Source organism: Vibrio sp. JZG120 (assembly GCF_053890955.1).
In genome coordinates, this window is the sequence record NZ_JBSRRK010000010.1 from 1 (window position 1) to 21,846 (window position 21,846).

The 21,846-nt window shown below is 44.5% G+C and carries 19 protein-coding genes and 2 tRNA genes; 13 read left to right on the forward strand and 8 right to left on the reverse strand.

Going from position 1 to position 21,846, the window contains the following annotated elements:
• The first annotated feature begins 115 nt into the window (after positions 1-115).
• From ACWPOD_RS18045 to ACWPOD_RS18065, 5 genes are all read left to right on the forward strand, one after another.
• A tRNA-Asp gene (locus tag ACWPOD_RS18045) sits at positions 116-192 on the forward strand.
• A 35-nt stretch (positions 193-227) separates the two neighbouring features.
• A tRNA-Trp gene (locus ACWPOD_RS18050) sits at positions 228-304 on the forward strand.
• A 336-nt stretch (positions 305-640) separates the two neighbouring features.
• Complete coding sequence (locus ACWPOD_RS18055; RefSeq protein ID WP_005391613.1) at positions 641-973, forward strand: DUF1904 domain-containing protein; 333 nt, start codon at positions 641-643, stop codon at positions 971-973.
• Between the two features lie 12 nt (positions 974-985).
• Positions 986-1,822 (forward strand): penicillin-insensitive murein endopeptidase, encoded by an 837-nt coding sequence (mepA, locus tag ACWPOD_RS18060; RefSeq protein WP_006741905.1) that lies wholly within the window; start codon positions 986-988, stop codon positions 1,820-1,822.
• A gap of 322 nt (positions 1,823-2,144) precedes the next feature.
• Positions 2,145-2,453, forward strand: a complete 309-nt coding sequence (locus ACWPOD_RS18065; protein WP_005391608.1) for a hypothetical protein — start codon at positions 2,145-2,147, stop codon at positions 2,451-2,453.
• Positions 2,454-2,495: 42 nt separating this feature from the next.
• Here ACWPOD_RS18065 and ACWPOD_RS18070 read toward each other — a convergent pair whose 3' ends face one another.
• From ACWPOD_RS18070 to rdgC, 3 genes are all read right to left on the reverse strand, one after another.
• Positions 2,496-2,750, reverse strand: coding sequence for a YfhL family 4Fe-4S dicluster ferredoxin (locus ACWPOD_RS18070; RefSeq protein WP_031780214.1), 255 nt, complete (start codon positions 2,748-2,750; stop codon positions 2,496-2,498).
• A gap of 2 nt (positions 2,751-2,752) precedes the next feature.
• Positions 2,753-4,153 (reverse strand): prephenate-dependent tRNA uridine(34) hydroxylase TrhP, encoded by a 1,401-nt coding sequence (gene trhP, locus ACWPOD_RS18075; protein WP_006741904.1) that lies wholly within the window; start codon positions 4,151-4,153, stop codon positions 2,753-2,755.
• A 165-nt stretch (positions 4,154-4,318) separates the two neighbouring features.
• Positions 4,319-5,233 (reverse strand): recombination-associated protein RdgC, encoded by a 915-nt coding sequence (rdgC, locus tag ACWPOD_RS18080; protein WP_005391604.1) that lies wholly within the window; start codon positions 5,231-5,233, stop codon positions 4,319-4,321.
• 224 nt (positions 5,234-5,457) lie between these two features.
• Here rdgC and phoB point away from each other — a divergent pair, with 224 nt between their 5' ends.
• Genes phoB through ACWPOD_RS18095 form a run of 3 tightly spaced genes read left to right on the forward strand, consistent with a single transcriptional unit; the run spans position 5,458 to position 8,445 of the window.
• A complete protein-coding gene (phoB, locus tag ACWPOD_RS18085; RefSeq protein WP_005381752.1) occupies positions 5,458-6,147 on the forward strand; it encodes a phosphate regulon transcriptional regulator PhoB in 690 nt (229 codons plus the stop codon).
• 40 nt (positions 6,148-6,187) lie between these two features.
• Positions 6,188-7,486, forward strand: coding sequence for a phosphate regulon sensor histidine kinase PhoR (gene phoR / locus ACWPOD_RS18090; RefSeq protein WP_005383667.1), 1,299 nt, complete (start codon positions 6,188-6,190; stop codon positions 7,484-7,486).
• Complete coding sequence (locus ACWPOD_RS18095) at positions 7,486-8,445, forward strand: PstS family phosphate ABC transporter substrate-binding protein (protein ID WP_047010201.1); 960 nt, start codon at positions 7,486-7,488, stop codon at positions 8,443-8,445. Before phoR ends, ACWPOD_RS18095 begins: the two co-directional genes overlap by 1 nt.
• Positions 8,446-8,479: 34 nt before the next feature.
• Here ACWPOD_RS18095 and ppx read toward each other — a convergent pair whose 3' ends face one another.
• Both ppx and ppk1 read right to left on the reverse strand, forming a co-directional pair.
• On the reverse strand, positions 8,480-9,985 hold the full coding sequence (gene ppx, locus ACWPOD_RS18100; RefSeq protein ID WP_395196425.1) for an exopolyphosphatase: 1,506 nt from the start codon (positions 9,983-9,985) through the stop codon (positions 8,480-8,482).
• Positions 9,969-12,059, reverse strand: a complete 2,091-nt coding sequence (ppk1, locus tag ACWPOD_RS18105) for a polyphosphate kinase 1 (protein ID WP_176320221.1) — start codon at positions 12,057-12,059, stop codon at positions 9,969-9,971. The genes ppx and ppk1 overlap by 17 nt, the downstream gene beginning before the upstream one ends.
• A gap of 207 nt (positions 12,060-12,266) precedes the next feature.
• On the opposite strand from ppk1, the gene ACWPOD_RS18110 reads away from it, so the two are divergent.
• The 4 genes from ACWPOD_RS18110 to phoU are packed head-to-tail and all read left to right on the forward strand — an operon-like array spanning position 12,267 to position 17,725.
• Positions 12,267-14,471 (forward strand): ABC transporter permease subunit, encoded by a 2,205-nt coding sequence (locus ACWPOD_RS18110; protein ID WP_456232109.1) that lies wholly within the window; start codon positions 12,267-12,269, stop codon positions 14,469-14,471.
• 30 nt (positions 14,472-14,501) lie between these two features.
• Positions 14,502-16,175, forward strand: a complete 1,674-nt coding sequence (gene pstA / locus ACWPOD_RS18115) for a phosphate ABC transporter permease PstA (RefSeq protein WP_456232110.1) — start codon at positions 14,502-14,504, stop codon at positions 16,173-16,175.
• Positions 16,176-16,177: 2 nt separating this feature from the next.
• Entirely contained in the window at positions 16,178-16,996 is an 819-nt protein-coding gene (gene pstB, locus ACWPOD_RS18120) for a phosphate ABC transporter ATP-binding protein PstB (RefSeq protein WP_005381745.1), read from the forward strand.
• Between the two features lie 30 nt (positions 16,997-17,026).
• Complete coding sequence (gene phoU, locus ACWPOD_RS18125; RefSeq protein ID WP_005381744.1) at positions 17,027-17,725, forward strand: phosphate signaling complex protein PhoU; 699 nt, start codon at positions 17,027-17,029, stop codon at positions 17,723-17,725.
• A gap of 62 nt (positions 17,726-17,787) precedes the next feature.
• Here phoU and ppk2 read toward each other — a convergent pair whose 3' ends face one another.
• The 3 genes from ppk2 to ACWPOD_RS18140 form a co-directional block, all read right to left on the reverse strand.
• Positions 17,788-18,564, reverse strand: a complete 777-nt coding sequence (ppk2, locus tag ACWPOD_RS18130; RefSeq protein ID WP_085343051.1) for a polyphosphate kinase 2 — start codon at positions 18,562-18,564, stop codon at positions 17,788-17,790.
• Between the two features lie 70 nt (positions 18,565-18,634).
• Positions 18,635-19,378 carry a copper homeostasis protein CutC gene (locus ACWPOD_RS18135; RefSeq protein WP_456232130.1) on the reverse strand — a complete coding sequence of 248 codons (744 nt, stop codon included), beginning with the start codon at positions 19,376-19,378 and terminating at the stop codon, positions 18,635-18,637.
• 283 nt (positions 19,379-19,661) lie between these two features.
• Positions 19,662-20,273 carry a peroxiredoxin C gene (locus ACWPOD_RS18140; RefSeq protein WP_005381738.1) on the reverse strand — a complete coding sequence of 204 codons (612 nt, stop codon included), beginning with the start codon at positions 20,271-20,273 and terminating at the stop codon, positions 19,662-19,664.
• Between the two features lie 199 nt (positions 20,274-20,472).
• Between ACWPOD_RS18140 and ACWPOD_RS18145 the strand changes: the two genes are divergently transcribed.
• Positions 20,473-21,378: a hydrogen peroxide-inducible genes activator gene (locus ACWPOD_RS18145; protein ID WP_456232111.1), complete on the forward strand. Its 906-nt coding sequence runs from the start codon at positions 20,473-20,475 to the stop codon at positions 21,376-21,378.
• Positions 21,379-21,846 lie beyond the last annotated feature (468 nt).

Sequence of the window (21,846 nt, forward strand, 5' to 3'; positions counted from 1 at the left end):
AGAAGTGAAACGAAATAGCGCCGATGGTAGTGTGGGGCTTCCCCATGTGAGAGTAGGACATCGCCAGGCTTTAAATTATGGACACTTGCTGATTACAAGCGAGTGATACCACTGCGGAGTGGTAGTTCAGTTGGTTAGAATACCGGCCTGTCACGCCGGGGGTCGCGGGTTCGAGTCCCGTCCACTCCGCCACTTATTTGAGAGTCGTCTCATTAAACACGAACTGCAGGGGTGTAGCTCCAATTGGCAGAGCAGCGGATTCCAAATCCGCGTGTTGGGAGTTCGAATCTCTCCACCCCTGCCATATATCAAGGCTCTGACTTAGGTCAGAGCCTTTTTCGTTTCTAGCGAATAGTTGTCGACATCTGATGCACATTGATCTTAAGAACATATTACATCGGTGACTTAAGCCATTCTATTTTCCATTGCAATAGATTGCGTCACTAAGCTTCGGTGTATCGTTTTACCCTTTCTTACTTCTCTTCATACTCCCATTACTCTTCGTTAGTGAGCTAGTTGATTTACTACTTGATCTATATGACGTGTATAGAAAAGGTTAGTGGTTACATTGGCTTGGATGATTACTGACTTGGTTCCTGTTATTATCATGAGTTAATGCTAATAATTAGGAAGTAAGTTTATGCCACATTTTCGATTCCGTGCTGTAGAGCCGCAAGCTGTTCAGGCACTATCAAAGCCTCTGACGGATGAACTTCAGCCTCTGATGGACTGTCCGCGTGAGGATTTTACTTTTGAGTATATCTACACTACGTTTTTCAATGAGGGTGAGGTGAGTGCTGCATATCCTTTTGTCGAAGTGCTTTGGTTTGACCGTGGTCAGGAAGTACAAGATAAAGTTGCTAAGCTTATTACACAGCAAGTTCGTGGTATTGCTGGTGCAGATATTGATGTTGCTGTTATCTTTTCAGCTTTATCTCCTAAAGCTTATTACGATAATGGCGAACACTACTAAAGGCTAAAAGCTATGAAGCTGAGTTTCATTGTATCTTTGGGTTTATGTTTCTCAGCTTCTGTATACTCTACTCCTTGGGAGTCTGTTGCTAACCCTACCCGAAACTCTTCTTCCTCTATTGGTAGTTATGCCAACGGTTGTTTGGATGGCGCATTACCTTTGCCTCTTGATGGCGTTGGTTATCAAGTTTTACGTAGTAAAACGAAACGCTACTATGGGCACCCTAAAACGATAGAGTTTATTGAAAACCTAGCGCTTCAAGCTCATCAAAATCTCAACACAACGCTGCTTATAGGTGATCTGTCTTTACCACGAGGAGGAAGGTTTTCTTCTGGCCATTCTAGTCACCAAACTGGGTTAGATATTGATATCTGGTTAAGACTCGCTGACCAACCGCTTTCTTATAACGAATTACAACTCCCTAAGCCAATGAGTGTGGTGGACTTAAAAGGGTATTCCATACTTAACCATCGTTGGGAAGATAGGCACTTTAGGCTGATTCGATATGCTGCACAGAGTGAGGATGTAGCACGAATTTTTGTACATCCTGTTATTAAGGAGCAGCTTTGCTCGCAAGAAGAAGGCAAAGAACGTTCTTGGTTACGTAAAGTTCGCCCTTGGTGGGGGCATCATTACCACTTCCACGTCAGGTTATCTTGTCCTGAGTCGAGTGGCTACTGTGTTGAACAAGCTCTGCCTCCCGCTGGTGATGGTTGCGGGGTAGAGCTTGCTAGTTGGGGACCGAAAGTTAAGCCTATCGATAAGCCTCCGTCTGCGAAAGTTATTACTAAGCCCAAGCGAAAAAAAGCGATTCCACCGCAATGCCAATCACTTATCTCTACTAACTAGAGTGACTCTACAGGTTTATATTCCCTTACGTATCTCTTTTATGAAACTGGAGAAACATCATACTTTTGTCTACAGTGAATAATACCAATACAAAAACTAACCTAATTAGTTTTGGTGACATAATATAGAAATCTAAATTAAACAAAGAGTTGTAGTATAGATAAGTCGTAACTTCTCTGTTTAGAAAGATCTTTCGTCACGATACTTTGGTTTCTTAGCAATATGTCTGTCAGTTGGCTAGCGAAGCAATAACAAGGCAGACAAGTGTGTGATGCAGGAATGGATACTTCTCCTGCTAGAAGAGTAAATCAAGGATAAAACCATGACTATGATTTGTGCAAAAGAATTTGCAGAGTGGTTAAGACACAGATTTAGCAGTGAAACGAAAGGGGTCTTATTGACTCGGGTTGATGTAAATCACCTGACAGGACGTCAGCGTCTTGATCCCGGATTTGTTAATGATGTGCATTACGAGCTGATGCAATATGGAATGGCTTTCGTTACGGACACGAGCCGAGAAAACTTTTATCTTGTGCCGGTTTCCCAAGCAGAAAATTGGCGAGATAGGTTAGAGTCTCATTTTGAAAAAGAGTTGTTTTGTAATATCTATCCTATTGAAAAGTCGGGTTAAAAAAAGGTTCAACTTTGTCTCCAAAGTTGAACCTACTTGTTCTTATGCCAACCCTTGAATAATCACGAACTTCTCCAGTAACTGCTCTTCTGTTTCTACATGATCCGGGTCTGTGATGATGCATTTTGTAATCGGACACACTGACTGACAGGTCGGCTTTTCGTAATGTCCCTTACACTCTGTACATAGAGCTGGGTCAATCTCGAAAATGCTTTCTCCCATGCTGATTGCCCCATTGGGGCATTCGGGATCGCACATGTCGCAGTTGATGCATTTGTCAGTAATGAGCAAGGCCATGATTACTTACCAGTCGGGTTACGGGTGTCCTGCCCTGAGTTCAAGTTACGCATCAATAGACCGTATTCTAAATCTAGATCTGCTGGTACTGGAATGAAGACGAAGTGACCATTCCCTTTGGCATCCTCAATAGACTCTGACTTACGGTTTTCCATCGCTTCTAGCGTGAAAACAACATTACCTTTTGGCGTCATTAGCTCAAGACTATCACCGACAAGGAATTTGTTTTTCACTTCTACTTCAGCCATATCACCACGACGTTTACCAGTGAACTCACCGACAAACTGTTGAGCATCAGAGACTGAGTAGCCGTAATCGTAATTTTGGTAGGTATCGTGAGTATGACGACGTAGGAAGCCTTCGGTATAGCCACGGTGAGCTAGGCTCTCTAGTGTACCCATTAGGCTTTCATCAAATGGTCGGCCTGCTACAGCGTCATCAATTGCTTTGCGGTAAACCTGTGCAGTACGAGCACAGTAATAGAATGATTTAGTACGACCTTCGATTTTCAGCGAGTGCACACCCATCTTAGTTAAGCGCTCAACATGCTGTACCGCACGTAGGTCTTTAGAGTTCATGATGTAAGTACCATGTTCATCTTCGTACGCTGCCATTTTTTCTTCTGGACGGTGCGCTTCAGAAAGTAGAACGACTTCATCCGTTGGTTTACCACGACCAATTGTGGTTTCAGGGCGTTCGTCTTGTACTTCGACAGGCTGTGCTTCAGATGGGTCAAACTTCTCTACAATATCACCAGCGTCGTTTTCTTTGCCTTCTTCCACTTTGTATTCCCAACGGCACGCGTTGGTGCAAGTGCCTTGGTTAGGATCACGTTTGTTTATGTAACCAGAAAGTAGGCAACGACCAGAATAAGCCATGCATAATGCACCGTGAACGAATACTTCAAGTTCAGTTTCAGGACAATGCTCACGAATTTCTTCGATTTCTTCTAGAGATAGCTCGCGAGAAACGATCACTCGTTCCACGCCATTCGCTGCCCAGAACTTAACAGTCGCCCAGTTTACAGCGTTTGCTTGTACAGAAAGGTGAATTGGCATTTCTGGGAAAGCTTCACGAACCATCATGATTAGGCCTGGATCTGACATGATCAATGCGTCAGGACCCATTTCTACGATTGGTTTAAGATCACGGATGAAGGTTTTTAGCTTCGAGTTGTGTGGTTGAATGTTACATACCACATAAAGCTTTTTGCCTAGAGCATGTGCTTCATCGATACCGATTTTTAGGTTTTCGTGGTTAAACTCATTGTTACGTACGCGGAGGCTGTAGCGAGGCTGGCCAGCGTAAACTGCATCTGCGCCGTAGGCGAATGCGTAACGCATGTTTTTCAGGCTTCCCGCAGGAGACAGTAGCTCAGGTACGAATGCTTTCTCAGTTGTCATTGCTCAATTCTCTTTTATCTGATCACAAGTCAGGCCAATTCCACCTAATGGAAATGGGGCGCAAATTTTACGTCAAAATGTGAACTGTGACTAGGGTAATTGTGCTTCAGATAGAAAAACGCCCTCAAAAAAAGTGAGGGCGTTATGGTTAACCTTTATACAATATTAAGCGTTGGGATTTGGTAAGCCGCCTAGCGCATCGTATAGGTTGGGTAGGAAAGCACTGAACTCCCCACACATCAGAGAGAAGTCTGCATCAAATCGAGCTGCTTGATCTTCACGTGGAATATCGTCATTTTGATCTTTCAATTCATCAGAGAATTTTAGACGCTTAATACCCGCATCTTCTGTCATGATGAATTCAATACGATCTTGCCAATTAAGTGCAAGCTTCGTTACGACTTTATCTGCTGCGATGTGGTTGCGGATTTCATCTGTGGTCAGCTCTTGCTTCTTACAACGAATCACGCCACCTTCTTCAAGCACGGATTTTAGCTCAGCTTCGTCCATCATGGTGATACCTTGAGGTGTGTCGCCCGTTTTCACCCACTCGGTTAGCGTTGTTTCAATCGCTACTTCTGGAATGGCAGGAACAACAGGTAAACTACCCATGGTTTTACGAAGTAGTGCTAATACGTCTTCCGCTTTTTTGTAGCTGCTTGCGTCAACAAGGATGAACCCTTCTTTTGGCATGATGAGCACGTGAGTGTGGCTGCTGCGGCTAAATGCGCGAGGCAGTAAATCCATTACGATGTCATCTTTCAGGTTGTCTTTCTCTTTCTTCTTCAGAGGACGACCTTCTTGCGCTTCCATTGCTTCTACTTTTGCATTCAATGACTCTTTGATCACTGAGGCAGGTAGCATTTTCTCTTCTTTCTTGGCGCAAATCAGAATGCGGTTTTCTGACACGTGAGTCATCATGTCGCCATGTCTACCCATTGCACTGACCCAGCCAAATTTCTGTTTATCTTGACTGCCACATGGGGTGAATCGGAATTCAGACAGTTGAGTTTCTAGTTGTTCGGCGTTGAAAGTAACCTCGCGGTTAACGCGGTATACCAGACAGTTTTTAAACCACATAAATCTTCTCTAGGCTTGATGACAAGGGACTAATCATAGGGAATTTTTGTGCTGATGTCTTAATAGAAATGAAAAATATCCGAATGAACCTCAAAAGAAAGTTATATGAAAATTTGTTTTCAAAGGTCACAAAAGTGTCATAATTGGTAGTGATAATGCTTATGCATAGAGAGGCGCTTTGTCTCTTAAATTCATTAGCTCAACGAACATAAGGTTACTCAATTATGTCTAGAAGGATTCTGGTTGTTGAAGACGAAGCTCCTATTCGCGAAATGCTGTGCTTCGTACTTGAGCAGAAAGGTTACCAAGCGGTAGAAGCGGAAGATTACGATACTGCAGTAACCAAACTGGCTGAACCCTTCCCTGATTTAGTTTTACTGGATTGGATGTTACCAGGAGGCAGCGGCATTAACTTCATCAAGCATATGAAGCGAGAGGAATTAACGCGCAACATTCCAGTTGTGATGCTTACCGCTCGTGGTGAAGAAGAAGATAAAGTGCGCGGTTTAGAAGTCGGTGCGGATGACTACATTACTAAGCCATTTTCTCCTAAAGAGTTGGTTGCCCGTTTAAAAGCGGTGATTCGTCGTGTAACCCCGACCGCACTGGAAGACGTAATTGATGTGCAGGGATTGAAGCTTGATCCTGTATCACACCGTGTCACGGCTAATGATGCACCATTAGATATGGGCCCAACAGAGTTTAAAATGCTACATTTTTTCATGACGCATCAAGAGCGTGTGTATAGCCGTGAGCAGCTATTAAATAATGTTTGGGGTACTAACGTGTATGTTGAAGATCGTACGGTCGATGTTCATATTCGCCGCCTGCGTAAAGCATTGGAAGCCGCAGGTCATGATAAGCTGATCCAAACTGTTCGTGGTGCTGGATACCGCTTCTCGACAAAAGCATAAATTAACACGCAGCTTATCGGTACCATTTCTGGAGTTATGAGTGGTTGAAAGATTAACGTGGAAAAAGCTGGCCTGGGAGCTGGCTTTTTTTTACACCCCATGGGTGATAGTAGGTTGGATATTCGGTTATATGCCGTGGTTGCTTTTGGCAGCTACGGCATTGCAGCTTGTGTGGCATTTGCATAACCAAGTACGTTTATCTTCTTGGTTATGGGATGAAAAGCGCCTCACGCCACCGTCTGGTAGCGGTAACTGGGAATCTTTGTTCAATGGCTTGTATCGCTTACAGCAGCGCCAACGTCGTAAACGCAAAGAGCTTACTAATCTCATTCGCCGATTCAGAAATGGTGCGGAATCGTTACCCGATGCCGTCGTGGTGTTCCGTGCTGAAGGCAATATCGTTTGGTGTAACAAACTGGCTCAACACTTATTGGGTTTCCATTGGCCGGAAGACTCTGGTCAACCTATCTCCAACCTCATCCGTACGCCTGACTTTATCAAGTACCTCAACAAGAAAGACTTCTCTGAGCCATTGGAAATGCGTTCACCACTCAATGTCGAACGCATGCTAGAACTACGTATCGTACCGTATACCGAAGGTGAACATTTGATGGTGGTGCGTGATGTTAGCCAGTTAAAACAACTTGAGGGAATGCGCCGTAATTTCTTTGCTAACGTTTCTCATGAACTGCGTACACCAATGACGGTGCTACAAGGTTATTTAGAGATGACAGAAGACCCTGACATGGTTGTGGGCCCAATGTGGAGCAAAGCGCATGGCGTCATGACGGAGCAGCTCAACCGCATGAACAGTTTGGTGAACCAATTACTGACGCTATCTAAAATTGAAGCGGCACCTATGCATGAGCTTGAAGAAGTCGTGAATGTACCTGCGATGCTTGAAGTGTTAGAAAAAGAGGCGGTTAGCCTTAGTGGAGACAACCAACATAAATTGAAATTTGATGTTGATGCTAGCCTACGCGTACTGGGCGATGATGACCAGTTACGCAGTGCTATCTCCAACCTTGTTTATAATGCTGTCAAATACACACCACCTGGTGCAAACATTAATGTTCGTTGGTTCCAGACATCTCAAGGCGCATGCTTAGAGGTGGAGGATAGTGGTGATGGTATAGAACCTCAGCACCTCCATCGACTTACTGAGCGTTTTTATCGCGTCGATAAAGCAAGATCACGCGATACCGGAGGGAGTGGGTTAGGGTTGGCCATTGTAAAACACGCGCTGAGCCACCATGACTCTCATTTAGAAATTCACAGTGAAGTAGGTGTGGGCAGTAAGTTTTCTTTCGTATTGCCTGAGCGTTTGGTGGTGAAATAATGGCGTTACGATTGGCAAAAACATTCAGTTTATTCGCGCTTGTTTGTTCCTGTATGGCTGCCGCTCAAGATAAACCATTGCCGAATTATCATAAAACGACTGGGATTGTTGGGAACTTGCTCTCTGTCGGCTCCGATACGCTTGCGGGCATGACGACACTTTGGGTTGAAGAGTTTAAATCCATTTACCCGAATATTAATGCGCAAGTCCAAGCGTCTGGCTCTTCTACTGCTCCCCCTGCATTGACCGAACAAACTGCTCAGTTTGGTCCCATGAGCCGTCCTATGCGTTTAAGAGAGGTTGAAGCGTTTGAACGTGAACATGGTTACAAGCCAACGGCGCTTAGGGTGGCCATCGATGCTATCGGTATTTTTGTCCATCAAGACAATCCAATTCAAGGGCTCAACTTTAGTCAGTTAGATGCTTTGTTTTCTGCAACTCTGCGCTGTGGTGAAAGTCAATTTGTCACAAACTGGCAGCAACTCGGTCTTGAATCACAGTGGGCAAAGCGAAACGTACAGTTGTTTGGTCGTAACTCCGTTTCTGGAACTTATGGTTACTTCAAAAGCAATGCCTTGTGTGGCGGCGATTTCAAGACCCGAGTAAACGAGCAGCCAGGCTCCGCGTCAGTTGTGCAAGCTGTAGCGTCAACCATCAGTGGAATTGGTTATTCTGGTGTCGGTTATCGAGTGGCAGGTGTACGCTTAGTTCCTGTGGCAAAAATGGGAAATGACTACGTGACGCCAACGCGAGAACATATTGTTAGTGGTAAGTACCCACTATCACGTTACTTATATGTTTATGTGAATAAGCACCCGGATTACCCATTAACACCAATAGAAGCCGAGTTTATTCGCTTTATTTTCTCCGCTCAGGGGCAAGCGTTGGTTGAGAAAGATGGCTATGTACCCATTACAGCAGATTTTGCAGAAGAAGAATTAAAAAAAGTCGGCCTATAAGCCGACTTTTTATTTAGGCGTGAACAGTGCGAGATTAGAAAGTGAGTGTCCACTTCGCGCTGCTCCATCGTTCTTGTTCTTCCTGTAAATCAGCATGAAGCAATTTGTTGCTTTCTAGCCATGCTTCATCTGTGCTCGCGAGAGTCCATTCATCATTTTTGATGGATAAAGTGATGTCAGGCAATGGATCTTCGTTACGCTGTCCATTTAATACGATAGAAAGTCTTAATATTTTGATGAGGCTTATCACATCACTTTGTTTGTAGAGGTTGAAATCTGGCAGTTCTTGCAGTTTGAGCGCTTTACGCTGGAAGCGAGCTAATGTTGCGAGCACTAATTGCTGTTCACGGTTGAAACCTTGTAGAGTGGAATGCAACAGAATATAGAAAGAGTGGCGATGGAAGCTACGTAAGTTGATACTTAATCCGACTTCATGAAGCAATGCTGCCCATTCTAGTAAGTCAAATAACTCACTCTTTTTCTTAATGCCTAGTTCAGAGCGCACCTGACATAACATCTCACGTGCATGGCCTTTAACACGAGCAGCATGCTCTAAGTCAACCCGGTGTTTGTTGGCTAAATTTTCAGTTGTGCGCATACGTATATCGGAGCGCGCAAAACGCTCTTCCATTTCGTACAACAGACCTTCGCGCAGAGCACCATCGGAGAAAAACATCTGCTCAATGCGAAGTGCTTTGAAAATTGCGGACAAAATTGCCACGCCTGCCGCGAATACGGGCTTACGTTCTTCTGTTAAACCTGTCAGTTCAATCTCTTCAATTGAATCAAAATTACACAGAGTTTCAATAAGCGTGTCCAGTCTCTTCGCGGTGATCAGGCCATCTTCAAAACCTAATCCTACTAGCACTTCTTGAATCGCTTTGATGGTTCCTGATGAGCCGAGAGCGATATCCCAGCCTTTTTTACGGTATGCTGAAGCGATGGACTCGAGTTTTTGCTCGGCGGCTAACATCGCTTTATTGAAGTTTTTCCCAGACAGTTTGCCGTTTTTAAAATATTGCTCTGTAAAGCTGACGCATCCCATCTGTTTACTGTTGAGAAGCTCAGGTTCAAACTCTTGTCCAATGATCATTTCGGTACTGCCGCCGCCAATATCAACGACCAACTTGGAGTTTGACTCTACTTGAGTGTGAGCGACACCTAAGTAAATCAAGCGGGCTTCTTCTTCCCCTGGGATGATTTCTATTGGGAAGGGCATCACTTCTTTCGCACGCTCAATGAATAGATGAGCATTTTTAGCGCGTCTTAGTGTGTGTGTCGCGGCGATACGCACATTCGACTCATCAAGCCCTTGCAGTCTCTCTGCGAACATGGCTAAGCACTCTAACGCACGTTCCATCGCGGAATGACTTAAGTTCAATTCACTGTCGAGTCCTGATGCTAAGCGAACACGCTGTTTATGACGGCTAACCAGTTGTAAGTCACTGCCTACAACCTTGGCCACCACCATGTGGAAACTGTTTGAGCCGAGGTCTATCGCGGCAATGTAGCGAGTATCTTGTTCAAGTATTTGAGGCATCTGAATTTTGTTTTCTAGTTTGCTTTTCTATATTTTTAAGATAGTCATAGATAGCGATTTGAGAACGAACTTTTTTGCGATTACCTCGTGGTACGTAAGTGTTGCTCATTTCCTTATCTATAAAACGAGCCTTTACTGTATCGGTAAAATGGATATTCGTTATATCAATAATTCTCTGTTTCAAACGTGGATCACGGACTGGCGCCGCCACCTCAATGCGGTGATCGATATTTCTTGTCATCCAGTCAGCAGAAGAGATATAGACTTGCGGATCGCCATCGTTATGGGTAATCACCACGCGTGGGTGTTCCAAAAAGCGGTCAACAATACTGATGATGCGAATATTGTCGCTGATCCCCTCAATGCCCGGTACTAATGAGCACATGCCGCGAATGATCATATTTATTTTCACTCCCGCCGTACTTGCTCCATATAGCTTATTGACGATGCCCTTATCGACTAGGTTATTGACCTTGATCGTAAGAGCGGCTTTCTTTCCTAGCTTGGCATTCGCAATTTCATTATCAATTAAGCGGTAGATTTGGGTTCGAGAATTACGTGGAGATACCATGAGGTGGTTGAACTTCACTGGGCGGTATGGATTCTCAATATAACCGAAGACATTACGAACTTCGTTAGTGATTTCTTGATCTGCGGTAAGGAGAGAGAAGTCGGTATAAATTCGTGCCGTCTTCTCATGGAAGTTGCCTGTGCCGATGTGCGCGTAGCGAATAATTTCTTCACCTTCACGGCGACTGATCATCAATAGCTTTGAGTGAATCTTAAGGCCAGGCGCTCCGAAGATGACGTGTACACCAGCTTCGGTCAACACTTTTGACCATTCGATATTGGCTTCTTCATCAAAGCGAGCCTGCAGCTCCACGACCACTGTGACATTTTTTCCGTTGTGCACCGCATCAATTAATGAGTTCATCAAGCGAGAATCTTTCGCGACGCGATAAATGTTAATCTTGATACTAAGTACTTTTGGATCGAAGGAGGCCTGGCGTACCAACTCACTAATGTGGTCAAAAGTGTGGTAGGGGTAATAGAGTAGAATATCTTTCGCTTTAATCGCATCAAAGCTGTTAGCGTAACCTTCGAAATCGGCGCATTTCATTGGTGGAAGCGGTTTATTTTCAAGGTACTCTCGCCCAACATTTGGAAACGCAATGAAGTCTTTAAAATTGTGATAGCGGCCGCCGGGGATAAGGTTATCGTAATTAGAGATATTGAGCTTGTTACAAAGAAACTCTAGCATTTGGGGCGGCATATCACGTTCGTAGACGAAGCGAACGGGCTTTGCTGTCAGTCGCTGATTGACACCTTCAGACATTTGTTCGAGCAAGCTGTATTCGATTTCGTTGCGTAAATCGTATTCGGCGTCACGCGTCATTTTCATCGCATAGCCGCTAAGCTCATCATAATCAAAAAAGCCTTTGAACAGCTCATCCAAACAGTGGCGGATAATATTATCAAGTAAGATGATGGTTTTTCGACGCTTTCCTTTCTGTTCTGGTACCATCACAAAGCGGGGAAGGTGATCGGTCGGAATTTCGATCAAAGCGTATTGGTAATGTTCTTCTTTACGTAGCTCTACGGCGATGTAAGCGTACTCGTCTTTGAGAAATTGCAGAACATCGATCTCATCTTTCATTAGCAGAGGGGTGATATGCGGCATGACCTCTCTACGGAAGTATTTCGCGATCCACTTTTGCTGCGATTCATCCAGTTGTTGCTCGTTGACCAAGAAAATGCGACGTCGCGCCATTTCTCGAATCAATTCGCTGTAAAGCTCATCAAATTGTTCGTTAAGCTTGAGTGCTTTCGACTGCATTTTGGTTAACAGTCGTTTAGGGCTATCGCTGCCACCGCGCTCTTGGCTGATTAGGATTCTGCGCTTCACGTCCGCAAAGCGTACTTTGTAAAATTCATCTAAATTGTTGGAAAAAATCCCAAGAAAGCGAATACGTTCGATCAAAGGGACGGTTTTATCGGCAGCTTCTTGTAATACTCGTTCGTTGAAAGACAACCAACTAAGTTCTTTTTCTATATATAGTTTTTCTGCGCTCATAACCTTACCTAGCCAAAAGTGAAGTAATACGTACTCATCTTGGAAAAATGGATGAGTGAGAACATTATGAGATTTTCATTACAGATTTATTTCATACCACGCATTGCATAAGAGTTGTATTCTTTTCAGGTGTTTAATGTGATCTGTAATATAATTGTCATCTTAACGACATATTCTAGTACTAAGTCAAAAAAGGTAGAGATTTAAATGGCACAAGCCGAGTTTTCATTGCAGGAAAAAGATAAGAAACGACTGATAAAAGATCGTTTAGTTCGACTTGCAGTGACATCCGGTGGTGTCGGCGTTCTCGCGGCGCTTATTTTGATCTTTGTCTACCTCGCCATGGTGATCATTCCGCTTTTTTCTGATGCGGAGATCAAAACCAACCAAGCCATTCGAGCCACCCATATTGAAACACCACTGGCGATTTCGGTGGATGATTACGCTCAGCTCGCGTTCGTTCTAACCCAAAGTGGTGAGATTCAATATTTGTCGATGGACGATCCTACGAAGCCTGCAGTGTATAAACAGCAAATCGTCCAGGAACCCGTCGCTTTCTCTCAATCTGCTCCTGGACTAGGTTGGTATGGGGTTGTTGATGGGCAGGGTAAAGCGCACCTTTTTAAGCCTGAATTTAATGCCACGTTGAGAGAAAATACACGTCCTCCGGAAGTGATTGAGCTAGACACCAGCATGGATCTGACGCTGAGTACGCCTCAAGATCCTGTGACTCAGTTTGTGTTTGCAGCTTCAACGCCCTTACCAACAATTGTTTGGCAGACACAAAGCGGTGAAGTGAAGGCTCGTTGGCAAGTGGCTTCGTCTTTGGGTACGCCTCCGACAACGATCGATTTTACGTTCTCTTCAGGCTTTGATGCACCTCAGCAAATGTTATTGACACCTGATGGTGAAACGCTTTATTTGCGCGATGGCTCTGAGTTGATCGTGTTAAAGAAAACCGCACGTAAATTTGCTGTGCGAGAGGTGGTCGATCTTACTCAAGGTGATAAGAAGCATTCCGTTCGTACGATAGATTTATTGGCTGGTGCTTACTCGCTTTTGGTGACGCACAACGATGGTCGGGTGTCGCAATGGTTTGATACGCTGCAAGAAGAGAAACGCACGTTAACGCATATTCGTGATTTTAAATTGGCATCAGAGCTTAAGTATTTGTTGCCGGATTCTCATCGCAAAGGATTTTATAGCTTTTACACCAACGGCACGTTGCAAAGCCATTATACAACCAGTGAAAAACTGGTGTTGTTTAAGCGTGCGTACAATCAAGCGCCCGCAATCGCAGCAATGTCTAACAATGAACGCTACTTAATCACTTGGCAAAATAATGCGTTAAATGTTGCGGAAGTGGACAATGCCTATCCGGAAATTTCATTGTCCTCATTATGGCAAGAAGTGTGGTACGAAGGGTATCCTGAGCCTGAATTTGTGTGGCAATCGACTTCGGCGAGCGATAACTTTGAGGCTAAGTTCAGCCTAGTACCTATTGCGTTTGGGACGATAAAAGCGGCGATGTTTGCGATGCTGTTTTCAGTGCCGCTCGCAGTGCTAGGTGCTATTTATACGGCTTACTTTATGTCGCCACGCATGCGTCGTGTCGTAAAACCGTCGATTGAGCTAATGGAAGCACTGCCGACGGTGATCATTGGTTTCCTAGCGGGGCTGTGGTTCGCGCCTATTGTCGAAGATCACCTGATTACGATCGTCGTCATGCTGTTTGTTTTGCCCTTGAGCACCATGATTATGGGCGGGCTATGGGCATTAATACCGCAACCTGTGCGGAATCGTCTGCCTAATGGTTGGCATGCTTTAGTGCTCATGCCTGTCATATTGGTACTGATTGGGCTTGGCGTGTGGATTTCGCCTACGATTGAGCAGACGTTCTTTGGTGGCGATATGCGCTTATTCTTAACCGAGCATGGTATTGGTTACGATCAACGCAATGCATTGGTGGTGGGGTTAGCGATGGGGTTTGCTGTTATCCCGACGATTTTTACCATCGCCGAAGATGCCATTTTCTCTGTACCGAAACATTTATCGGATGGTTCTTTGGCATTAGGGGCCACGCCTTGGCAAACTTTAATCTATGTTGTCTTGCTTACCGCAAGCCCAGGTATTTTTTCTGCCATTATGATGGGCCTGGGACGCGCTGTTGGTGAAACCATGATTGTGTTAATGGCAACGGGCAATACGCCATTAATGGATTGGAATATTTTGGAAGGATTGCGCAGCCTGTCGGCGACCATCGCCGTTGAGTTGCCAGAGTCGGAAGTTGGAAGTTCGCATTATCGCCTGCTGTTCCTAGCTGCATTGATTTTGTTTGTGTTTACGTTTGCAGTAAACGCGCTTGCGGAGTGGGTTCGTCAGAGACTGAGAGACAAGTACCGTGCGTTGTAATAATGGTTTGAATAAAGAGCGAGTAATGACGTGTTAAATTGGATTCGTTCTGGCGCACCGTGGATATGGCTAACAGGCGGTGCAGTCAGCATCAGTTTGTTGTCGGTATTAGGGTTGTTACTCCTTATCGGCTGGAAAGGCCTGACTTACTTTTGGCCAGCGCCCTTGTATCAGTGGAATGTTGCAGCGCTGACTCCTGTGCAAGGCGAAGTGCTACATGAAAATACTATTCTGATTGGTCAAGTGTATGAACGCAGTTTTGTACCGAAGAGTTATCTGCCTGAAAGCGCGGCGCAGCAATTAGAAGACGATGAAGACTTTGCTACGCGACTCAGTATCAAAATCGCCAACCGAGAGTTGTATCCTGCTGATTTTATCTCCGTATTGCAAATGCAGTTGGATGACCCCACGACGCCAAAAGAGTGGGCGGTGATAGAGCGCAGTAGCGGTGGTTATTTCTTTGGTAAGCTGGTGGCGTTTCAGGATGGAGACAACTTATACACCAACGATATTCAATCAATCTTGAACAAAAAACTGGATGATGCAGAAACTCTGCGCCATGAGATTGATTCTTTGGTGGTCGATCAGCTTAAAGAGCTTGGTTGGAAGCTAGAGCAGTTGCGATTAGAAAAGCGCAAGCATGAATTGAATGACACGCTGACAGAAAGCTTCTTAAAGGAAAATCAGACGAAAAAAGAGCAGATAGAAAAAGCGCTTGCGACGTTAGATTTGCAGCTTGATGGCTTACGATTACAGCTTTCTGGCTATGCCCTGATTGTCGAGGATATGACGGGCTCACAAGTATCGATTCCGCTCGAAGACATTTTGGACTACTGGTACCCAAACCAAATGTCACTGCCTGATAAAGTCATGCACTGGGGGAAGCAGGTTTGGAAGTTTTTATCTGAAGATCCAAGAGAGTCGAACTCTGAAGGAGGCGTGTTCCCTGCGATATTTGGTACGGTTTTCTTAGTACTCATCATGTCGATCATTGTGATGCCACTTGGGGTGATCGCCGCTATCTATCTGCATGAATACGCTAAGAATAACGCTCTAACCAGGGTTATTCGTATTGCAGTTATAAACCTAGCGGGTGTTCCATCGATTGTTTATGGCGTGTTTGGTTTAGGCTTCTTCGTTTATACGATAGGTGCCTCTATCGACAACGTATTCTATGCGGAGAAGCTACCGGCACCAACCTTTGGTACGCCGGGTTTGTTATGGTCTGCACTAACTCTTGCCGTGCTGACGCTTCCAGTTGTGATTGTGACGACAGAAGAAGGTTTAACTCGTATTCCGAGCTCAGTACGACATGGTTCTCTGGCGCTTGGTGCAACTCAGTCCGAAACACTATGGCGTGTGGTTTTACCTATGGCGACGCCAGCTATTATCACAGGTTTGATCCTTGCGATTGCACGTGCAGCTGGCGAAGTAGCGCCACTGATGCTGGTGGGGGTCGTGAAATTGGCATCCAGTTTACCGGTTGACGGACAATTCCCTTATGTGCATTTGGATAGAAAGTTCATGCATTTAGGTTTTCACATTTACGATGTTGGCTTTCAAACCTCCAACATCGAAGCGGCGCGACCATTAGTTTATGCTACCTCTTTCTTACTCGTGACAGTGATTGTCGGGCTAAACTTAACAGCAATCAGTATTCGCAATAATTTACGAGAAAAATACAGAACGTTAGGACAAGATTAAGTATGTTTAATTTTGATAGTACATTAGGTTATGAGCCACCATTGGATGTTCATAATTTAACGGATGAACAAACAGCAATCTCAATCGAGAACCTTAATCTGTTTTATGGTCAAACTCAGGCGTTGCATGATATTTCGATGCGAATTCCCAAAGGGCGAGTCACCGCTTTTATCGGTCCTTCAGGGTGTGGAAAGTCGACGTTATTACGTTGCATCAATCGCATGAACGACTTAGTGGAAGGGTGTCGAGTCACAGGTAAAGTGCGTCTACATGGCAAGAATGTTTATCATCCCAATGTCGATGTTGCGACACTTCGACGCCGAGTGGGGATGGTGTTTCAAAGACCCAATCCATTTCCTAAGTCTATTTATGAAAATGTAGTTTATGGCTTACGCTTACAAGGTGTAAAAAACAGCCGCAGTTTAGATGACGCAGTGGAGCGCTCCTTGCGCTCGGCGGCGTTGTGGGATGAGGTAAAAGACCGCTTGCATGAGAACGCATTTGGCTTATCTGGTGGTCAGCAACAGCGCTTGGTCATTGCGCGCGCGGTGGCGATTGAGCCGGAAGTCCTGTTATTGGATGAGCCAACATCAGCGTTGGATCCAATCTCAACTTTAACTATTGAAGAGCTTATCAATGAGCTGAAGACTCAATATACTGTCGTTATCGTTACCCATAACATGCAGCAAGCGGCGCGAGTGAGTGATCACACCGCATTCATTCATATGGGTAAGTTAATTGAATACTCTGACGCGGACTCGATCTTCACCTCGCCAATGAAGAAACAGACCGAAGATTACATTACGGGTCGATACGGTTAAGTCGCGACTCTATACGGAATAAGGAACATCATGCACTTTGGACGTCATATTTCAGGACAATTTAACGTAGAGCTAGAATCGATTCGTACTCATGTATTAACCATGGGTGGCTTGGTAGAACAGCAGCTTTCGTATGCTATTCAAGCCTTGCATAAGGAAGACATCGAACTGGCGCGTAAGGTTGTGCGTGACGATCATAAAGTGAATGCGATGGAAGTCTCGATCGATGACGCCTGCACACGCATTATTGCTAAGCGTCAGCCAACGGCAAAAGACTTGCGCTTAATCATGGCTATCATCAAAACGATCACTGATTTAGAACGTATCGGTGACGTGGCGACACGCATTGCTTACGTTGCCATTGAAAGCCCATCATCAAAAGAACGACAATTCCAAGTGTCGTTAGAGCCTCTCTGCCGTCAGGCTATTAATATGCTGCATCAGGTTTTAGATGCGTTCGCCCGCATGGATGTAGAAGCGGCAGCAGAGGTGCACAAACAAGATGACAAACTAGACGCCGAGTATGAAGCGGTGATTCGTCAGTTGATGACCTACATGATGGAAGACCCAAAAAATATTCCCAACATTCTGCAAGTGATGTGGTCTGCACGTGCCATTGAACGCGTGGGGGACCGTTGCCAGAACATCTGTGAATACATTATTTACTTCGTGAAAGGGAAAGATGTACGCCATCTAGGTGATCAAAGCATTGATGACGTACTGAAGTAACTGATTTCAATAAATAGACCAGCTTTTAGGCTAGTCTATTTATTAGGGAGAGGGAAAGTACATCAATATTTATCGGGCACGAAGGTCTGATCATCAATGGGCGCTCTGACATAACCTTCTTTATTGAGATCAGGTAATTCAATCGGTGGGTACTCAAGCGCTTTGTAATCAATCTGGCTAAGTAAATGGCTGATACAGTTCAAGCGCGCTTTCTTTTTCGAGTCAGAGGGCACGACCCACCAAGGACAGCTCTTCGTATCTGTGTAAGCGAACATTTTATCTTTTGCCTCAGAATACTCGACCCAGCGATGACGTGACTCCAAATCCATTGGGCTGAATTTCCAACGTTTAATCGGCGTATTAATTCGACCTAGAAAACGTTTTTCCTGCTCTTCGTCTGAAACCGAAAACCAATACTTAATCAGAATAATCCCAGAGCGTTGCAACATTCTCTCGAATTCAGGACAAGAGCGTAAAAACTCTTCGTATTCATCAGGCGTACAGAACCCCATGACTTTTTCGACACCCGCTCGGTTATACCAACTTCGGTCAAATAAAACGATTTCACCAGCAGATGGTAAATGAGCGACGTAACGTTGGAAGTACCATTGCGTTTTTTCTTTTTCTGTCGGTGCAGGCAGAGCGACCACGCGACAAACACGCGGGTTTAGCTTTTCTGTGATGCGTTTAATCACCCCGCCTTTGCCCGCAGCATCACGGCCTTCAAACAGAACCACCACTTTTAACCCTTTGTGTTTGACCCACTCTTGAAGTTTTACGAGCTCAACTTGAAGGTTTTTGAGCTCCTTTTCGTATTCCTTTTTCTTCAATTTAGACATACACCTTTCCTCACTCCTTGATAAACAATATGTTAGCACTCAAAAGCTATGCGTGTGAGGTTACGGTCGTCTATTTGAGAGCTGCTACGACATCGGTAATGGTTTGTGTACTTGTGATGGGGATTAAGAAATCATCGACATCAGTTGCGCCCATTTTGCTTTGTTCAGCAACAAAGTTCATTTTACTAGGTCGAGTCGTTTTGCCTGACAGATGGATTTCAGGAACTTGAGTGTCTTCTACTAATGCACGTACGTTACTCGCATTAACGCCAGCACCCGCCATGATTGCAATGCGTCCTTGGGCTTGCTTAACCAAAGCTCTAAGCACATCGATCCCTTGCGGTGCTGAAGGCGCAAGACCGGAGGTTAAAATACGTTCACAACCTAAGCTGATCACTTCTTCCAAAGCTTTTTCAGCGTCACGACACTGGTCAAAGGCACGATGGAAGGTCACACCTAAGCCAAGCGCTTGAGCAAATTCACACAGCGTAGCCGCGTAAGGCATGTGAATATCCCCCTCTTGAGTGAGTACACCTAAAACCACACCATCCAAGCCCGATTGGTGAGCAGCTTCAATATCCCAACGCATCATTTCGATCTCTTCTTCACAGTAGAAGAAGTCACCTTGGCGTGGGCGAATCATGGCATAAATAGGAATAGCCGAAATCCTAGCGGCTTGCTGCATAAAGCCATAACTGGGTGTTAGCCCGCCTAAAGCCAAAGAGGAGCAAAGTTCAATCCGAGTGGCGCCGCCAGCAATGGCGTAGTGCAGAGATTCAATATTATCGATACAGACTTCTAGGTGAGTAACCACGTTCATTCATCCTGCTAACGTTACAAATAAGTGTTGTGGCTAAGATATTAACAGGGCCAGTAAGCAGAATCTGTATGGAGGGCATGAGAAATAGAGGTAAAGTTTACGCTGCAGCGTTACCTCATTTTGGCGGTTTATCTGAAGGTAAAAGAAAGCCCAGAGCATTTGCTCTGGGCTTTGATAGGACTTTACTTAGACTGATTGGCGTTTGCGGTTATCCGCATTAGCTTTTTGCTTTATATACATCCAACCATCACACCCGTTGAGCTAGGGTGAAGGTCTATTATTTTTTGCCTAGGTCAGCTGCGTGCTCAGATAGGAACGCTGCAACACCTTTTGGAGATGCGTCCATACCTGCTTTACCTTCTTCCCATTGTGCAGGACATACTTCGCCGTGCTTCTGGTGGAAGTTAAGAGCGTCAACCATGCGTAGCATTTCGTCGATGTTACGGCCTAGAGGTAGGTCGTTAACTACTTGGTGACGTACAACGCCTTCTTCGTCGATTAGGAAAGAACCACGGAAAGCAACGCCTGCTTCTGGGTGCTCAACGTCGTAAGCTTTACAGATTTCGTGCTTAACGTCAGCAACTAGTGGGTACTTAACTTGACCGATACCGCCATCTTCGATAGCAGTGTTACGCCATGCGTTGTGAGAGAACTGAGAATCGATAGAAACACCGATTACTTCAACACCTTTAGCTTGGAAATCAGCTAGACGGTTGTCGAATGCGATTAGCTCAGATGGGCAAACGAAAGTGAAATCTAGTGGGTAGAAGAATACTACTGCTTTCTTACCTTTAGTGAACTCTGCAAAGTTGAAGTTTTCAACGATTTCACCGTTACCTAGAACAGCTGCTGCAGTAAAATCAGGGGCTTGACGACCTACTAGTACCATTTTTTTGCTCCTAAAAAGTATGGTTAGTTCCAAACCGAATTCAGTTGTGTCGGTTTGGTCCGTGTTTGTACGAGACAAACTATAGTACAGATTGTAGTATTGAAAAAAGCGAAATAAATAGATTGAGTTAATCGAAAAAAACGATAATAGCAAAACTCTTAACTCGATCACTGGAACGGCGGTAGATACAAATACAATTATGAATAAATGGCCCAGTTTGAAGCAGTTGCACTACTTAGTCACACTGCATGAAACAAGACATTTTAGTGACGCTGCAGAGCGTTGTTTTGTCAGTCAGTCGACTTTAAGTAAAGGTATTCAAAACTTAGAGGAATTGATTGGTTGTCCATTATATGAAAAGAAAGACAAGAAAAGTCCACTGGTTTTTACCCAAACAGGAGAAATGGTAGTAAAGCAGGGGCGAGAGCTGTTAGCAAAAGGGCAAGATTTGGTCGAGCTTGGACGTATGTGCCAAGGCGGCGATATGCAAGGCCAGCTAAAAGTGGGATGCATACCAACAATTGCTCCGTTTTTACTGTGTGATTTGGTGCAAGAGGTTAACTACCGTTTCCCACAACTGAATCTTTTATTAAGAGAAGACACGACAACAAACTTACTTCAAGCGCTTAGACACGGTGAGTTGGATGTACTCATTTTAGCGTTGCCAGTTGAAATTGACGGTATGGAAAGTCGAGTGGTGGGTAAGGATCCGTTTCGAATGGTTATTAGTGCTAATCAAGCCCAATCGGTGCCTGTGCCGATTCGTTACGCAGATTTACCTGACGAATCCGTCTTTTTATTAGAGAAAGAGCATTGCTTAACGGAACACGCGGTATCAGCGTGTAAATTAACAGATAAAGAAAAAATTAATCCGTTTACAGCAACCAGCCTTCATACTTTGGTGCAAATGGTTGCGAATGGTTTAGGAACGACGTTCATTCCTCAAATGGCTATCGACCACGGCCTGCTGCATAACCAGAATTTAGTCGTGATCGATCCCCCAGGAAAGCAAGCCTATCGTGAAATTGGCTTAGTTTGGCGTCCGAGTTCATCAAGAACGAAAACATTTAATCAGCTTGCAGAAGTCGTTTCCGAGCTGCTTTAGCTATTAGTATTAGCCTCTACATCTCCATTATTTATCTAAAAGCGCACTGAAAACAGTGCGCTTTCTAGTATTTTATTCTGTTGGTGAACTTTGACTTGTAAAATTTTACAGCTCTTCTTTGATGAAGCTTTCATAAAATAGTGAAATTTCACAATGTTAATTTTACACAAAACCTTGTATGTCTTGTTTGACCCTTGTTTGAGTTCACCTTGCCAGCCCTTGTGAATACAAGGTGTTTGTTTGCCAGTCTATATTCATACACTCGTTTGAAATGATAAATCGACCTTAAAATTAATGTAATTTAATTACGTAATAACTTACAAAAGTAGGTGTTCGATAGGCGGTTTTTACCCTGCCGAATAAAACTTCGAATTTTCTGTTTTGTTTATCTTGGGGGTTTCGTTAAACCCTTTGTTGAGATAGCTTATTTAAAGGCCGATAAGACTTATGTCTAGATTGAAAATACAC

Coding starts and splice junctions, on each gene's coding strand:
- ACWPOD_RS18055 (WP_005391613.1), top strand. CDS start 641: ATGCCACATTTTCGATTCCGTGCTGTAGAGCCGCAAGCTGTTCAGGCA.
- mepA (WP_006741905.1), top strand. CDS start 986: ATGAAGCTGAGTTTCATTGTATCTTTGGGTTTATGTTTCTCAGCTTCT.
- ACWPOD_RS18065 (WP_005391608.1), top strand. CDS start 2,145: ATGACTATGATTTGTGCAAAAGAATTTGCAGAGTGGTTAAGACACAGA.
- ACWPOD_RS18070 (WP_031780214.1), bottom strand. CDS start 2,750: ATGGCCTTGCTCATTACTGACAAATGCATCAACTGCGACATGTGCGAT.
- trhP (WP_006741904.1), bottom strand. CDS start 4,153: ATGACAACTGAGAAAGCATTCGTACCTGAGCTACTGTCTCCTGCGGGA.
- rdgC (WP_005391604.1), bottom strand. CDS start 5,233: ATGTGGTTTAAAAACTGTCTGGTATACCGCGTTAACCGCGAGGTTACT.
- phoB (WP_005381752.1), top strand. CDS start 5,458: ATGTCTAGAAGGATTCTGGTTGTTGAAGACGAAGCTCCTATTCGCGAA.
- ACWPOD_RS18095 (WP_047010201.1), top strand. CDS start 7,486: ATGGCGTTACGATTGGCAAAAACATTCAGTTTATTCGCGCTTGTTTGT.
- ppx (WP_395196425.1), bottom strand. CDS start 9,985: ATGCCTCAAATACTTGAACAAGATACTCGCTACATTGCCGCGATAGAC.
- ppk1 (WP_176320221.1), bottom strand. CDS start 12,059: ATGAGCGCAGAAAAACTATATATAGAAAAAGAACTTAGTTGGTTGTCT.
- ACWPOD_RS18110 (WP_456232109.1), top strand. CDS start 12,267: ATGGCACAAGCCGAGTTTTCATTGCAGGAAAAAGATAAGAAACGACTG.
- pstB (WP_005381745.1), top strand. CDS start 16,178: ATGTTTAATTTTGATAGTACATTAGGTTATGAGCCACCATTGGATGTT.
- phoU (WP_005381744.1), top strand. CDS start 17,027: ATGCACTTTGGACGTCATATTTCAGGACAATTTAACGTAGAGCTAGAA.
- ppk2 (WP_085343051.1), bottom strand. CDS start 18,564: ATGTCTAAATTGAAGAAAAAGGAATACGAAAAGGAGCTCAAAAACCTT.
- ACWPOD_RS18140 (WP_005381738.1), bottom strand. CDS start 20,273: ATGGTACTAGTAGGTCGTCAAGCCCCTGATTTTACTGCAGCAGCTGTT.
- ACWPOD_RS18145 (WP_456232111.1), top strand. CDS start 20,473: ATGAATAAATGGCCCAGTTTGAAGCAGTTGCACTACTTAGTCACACTG.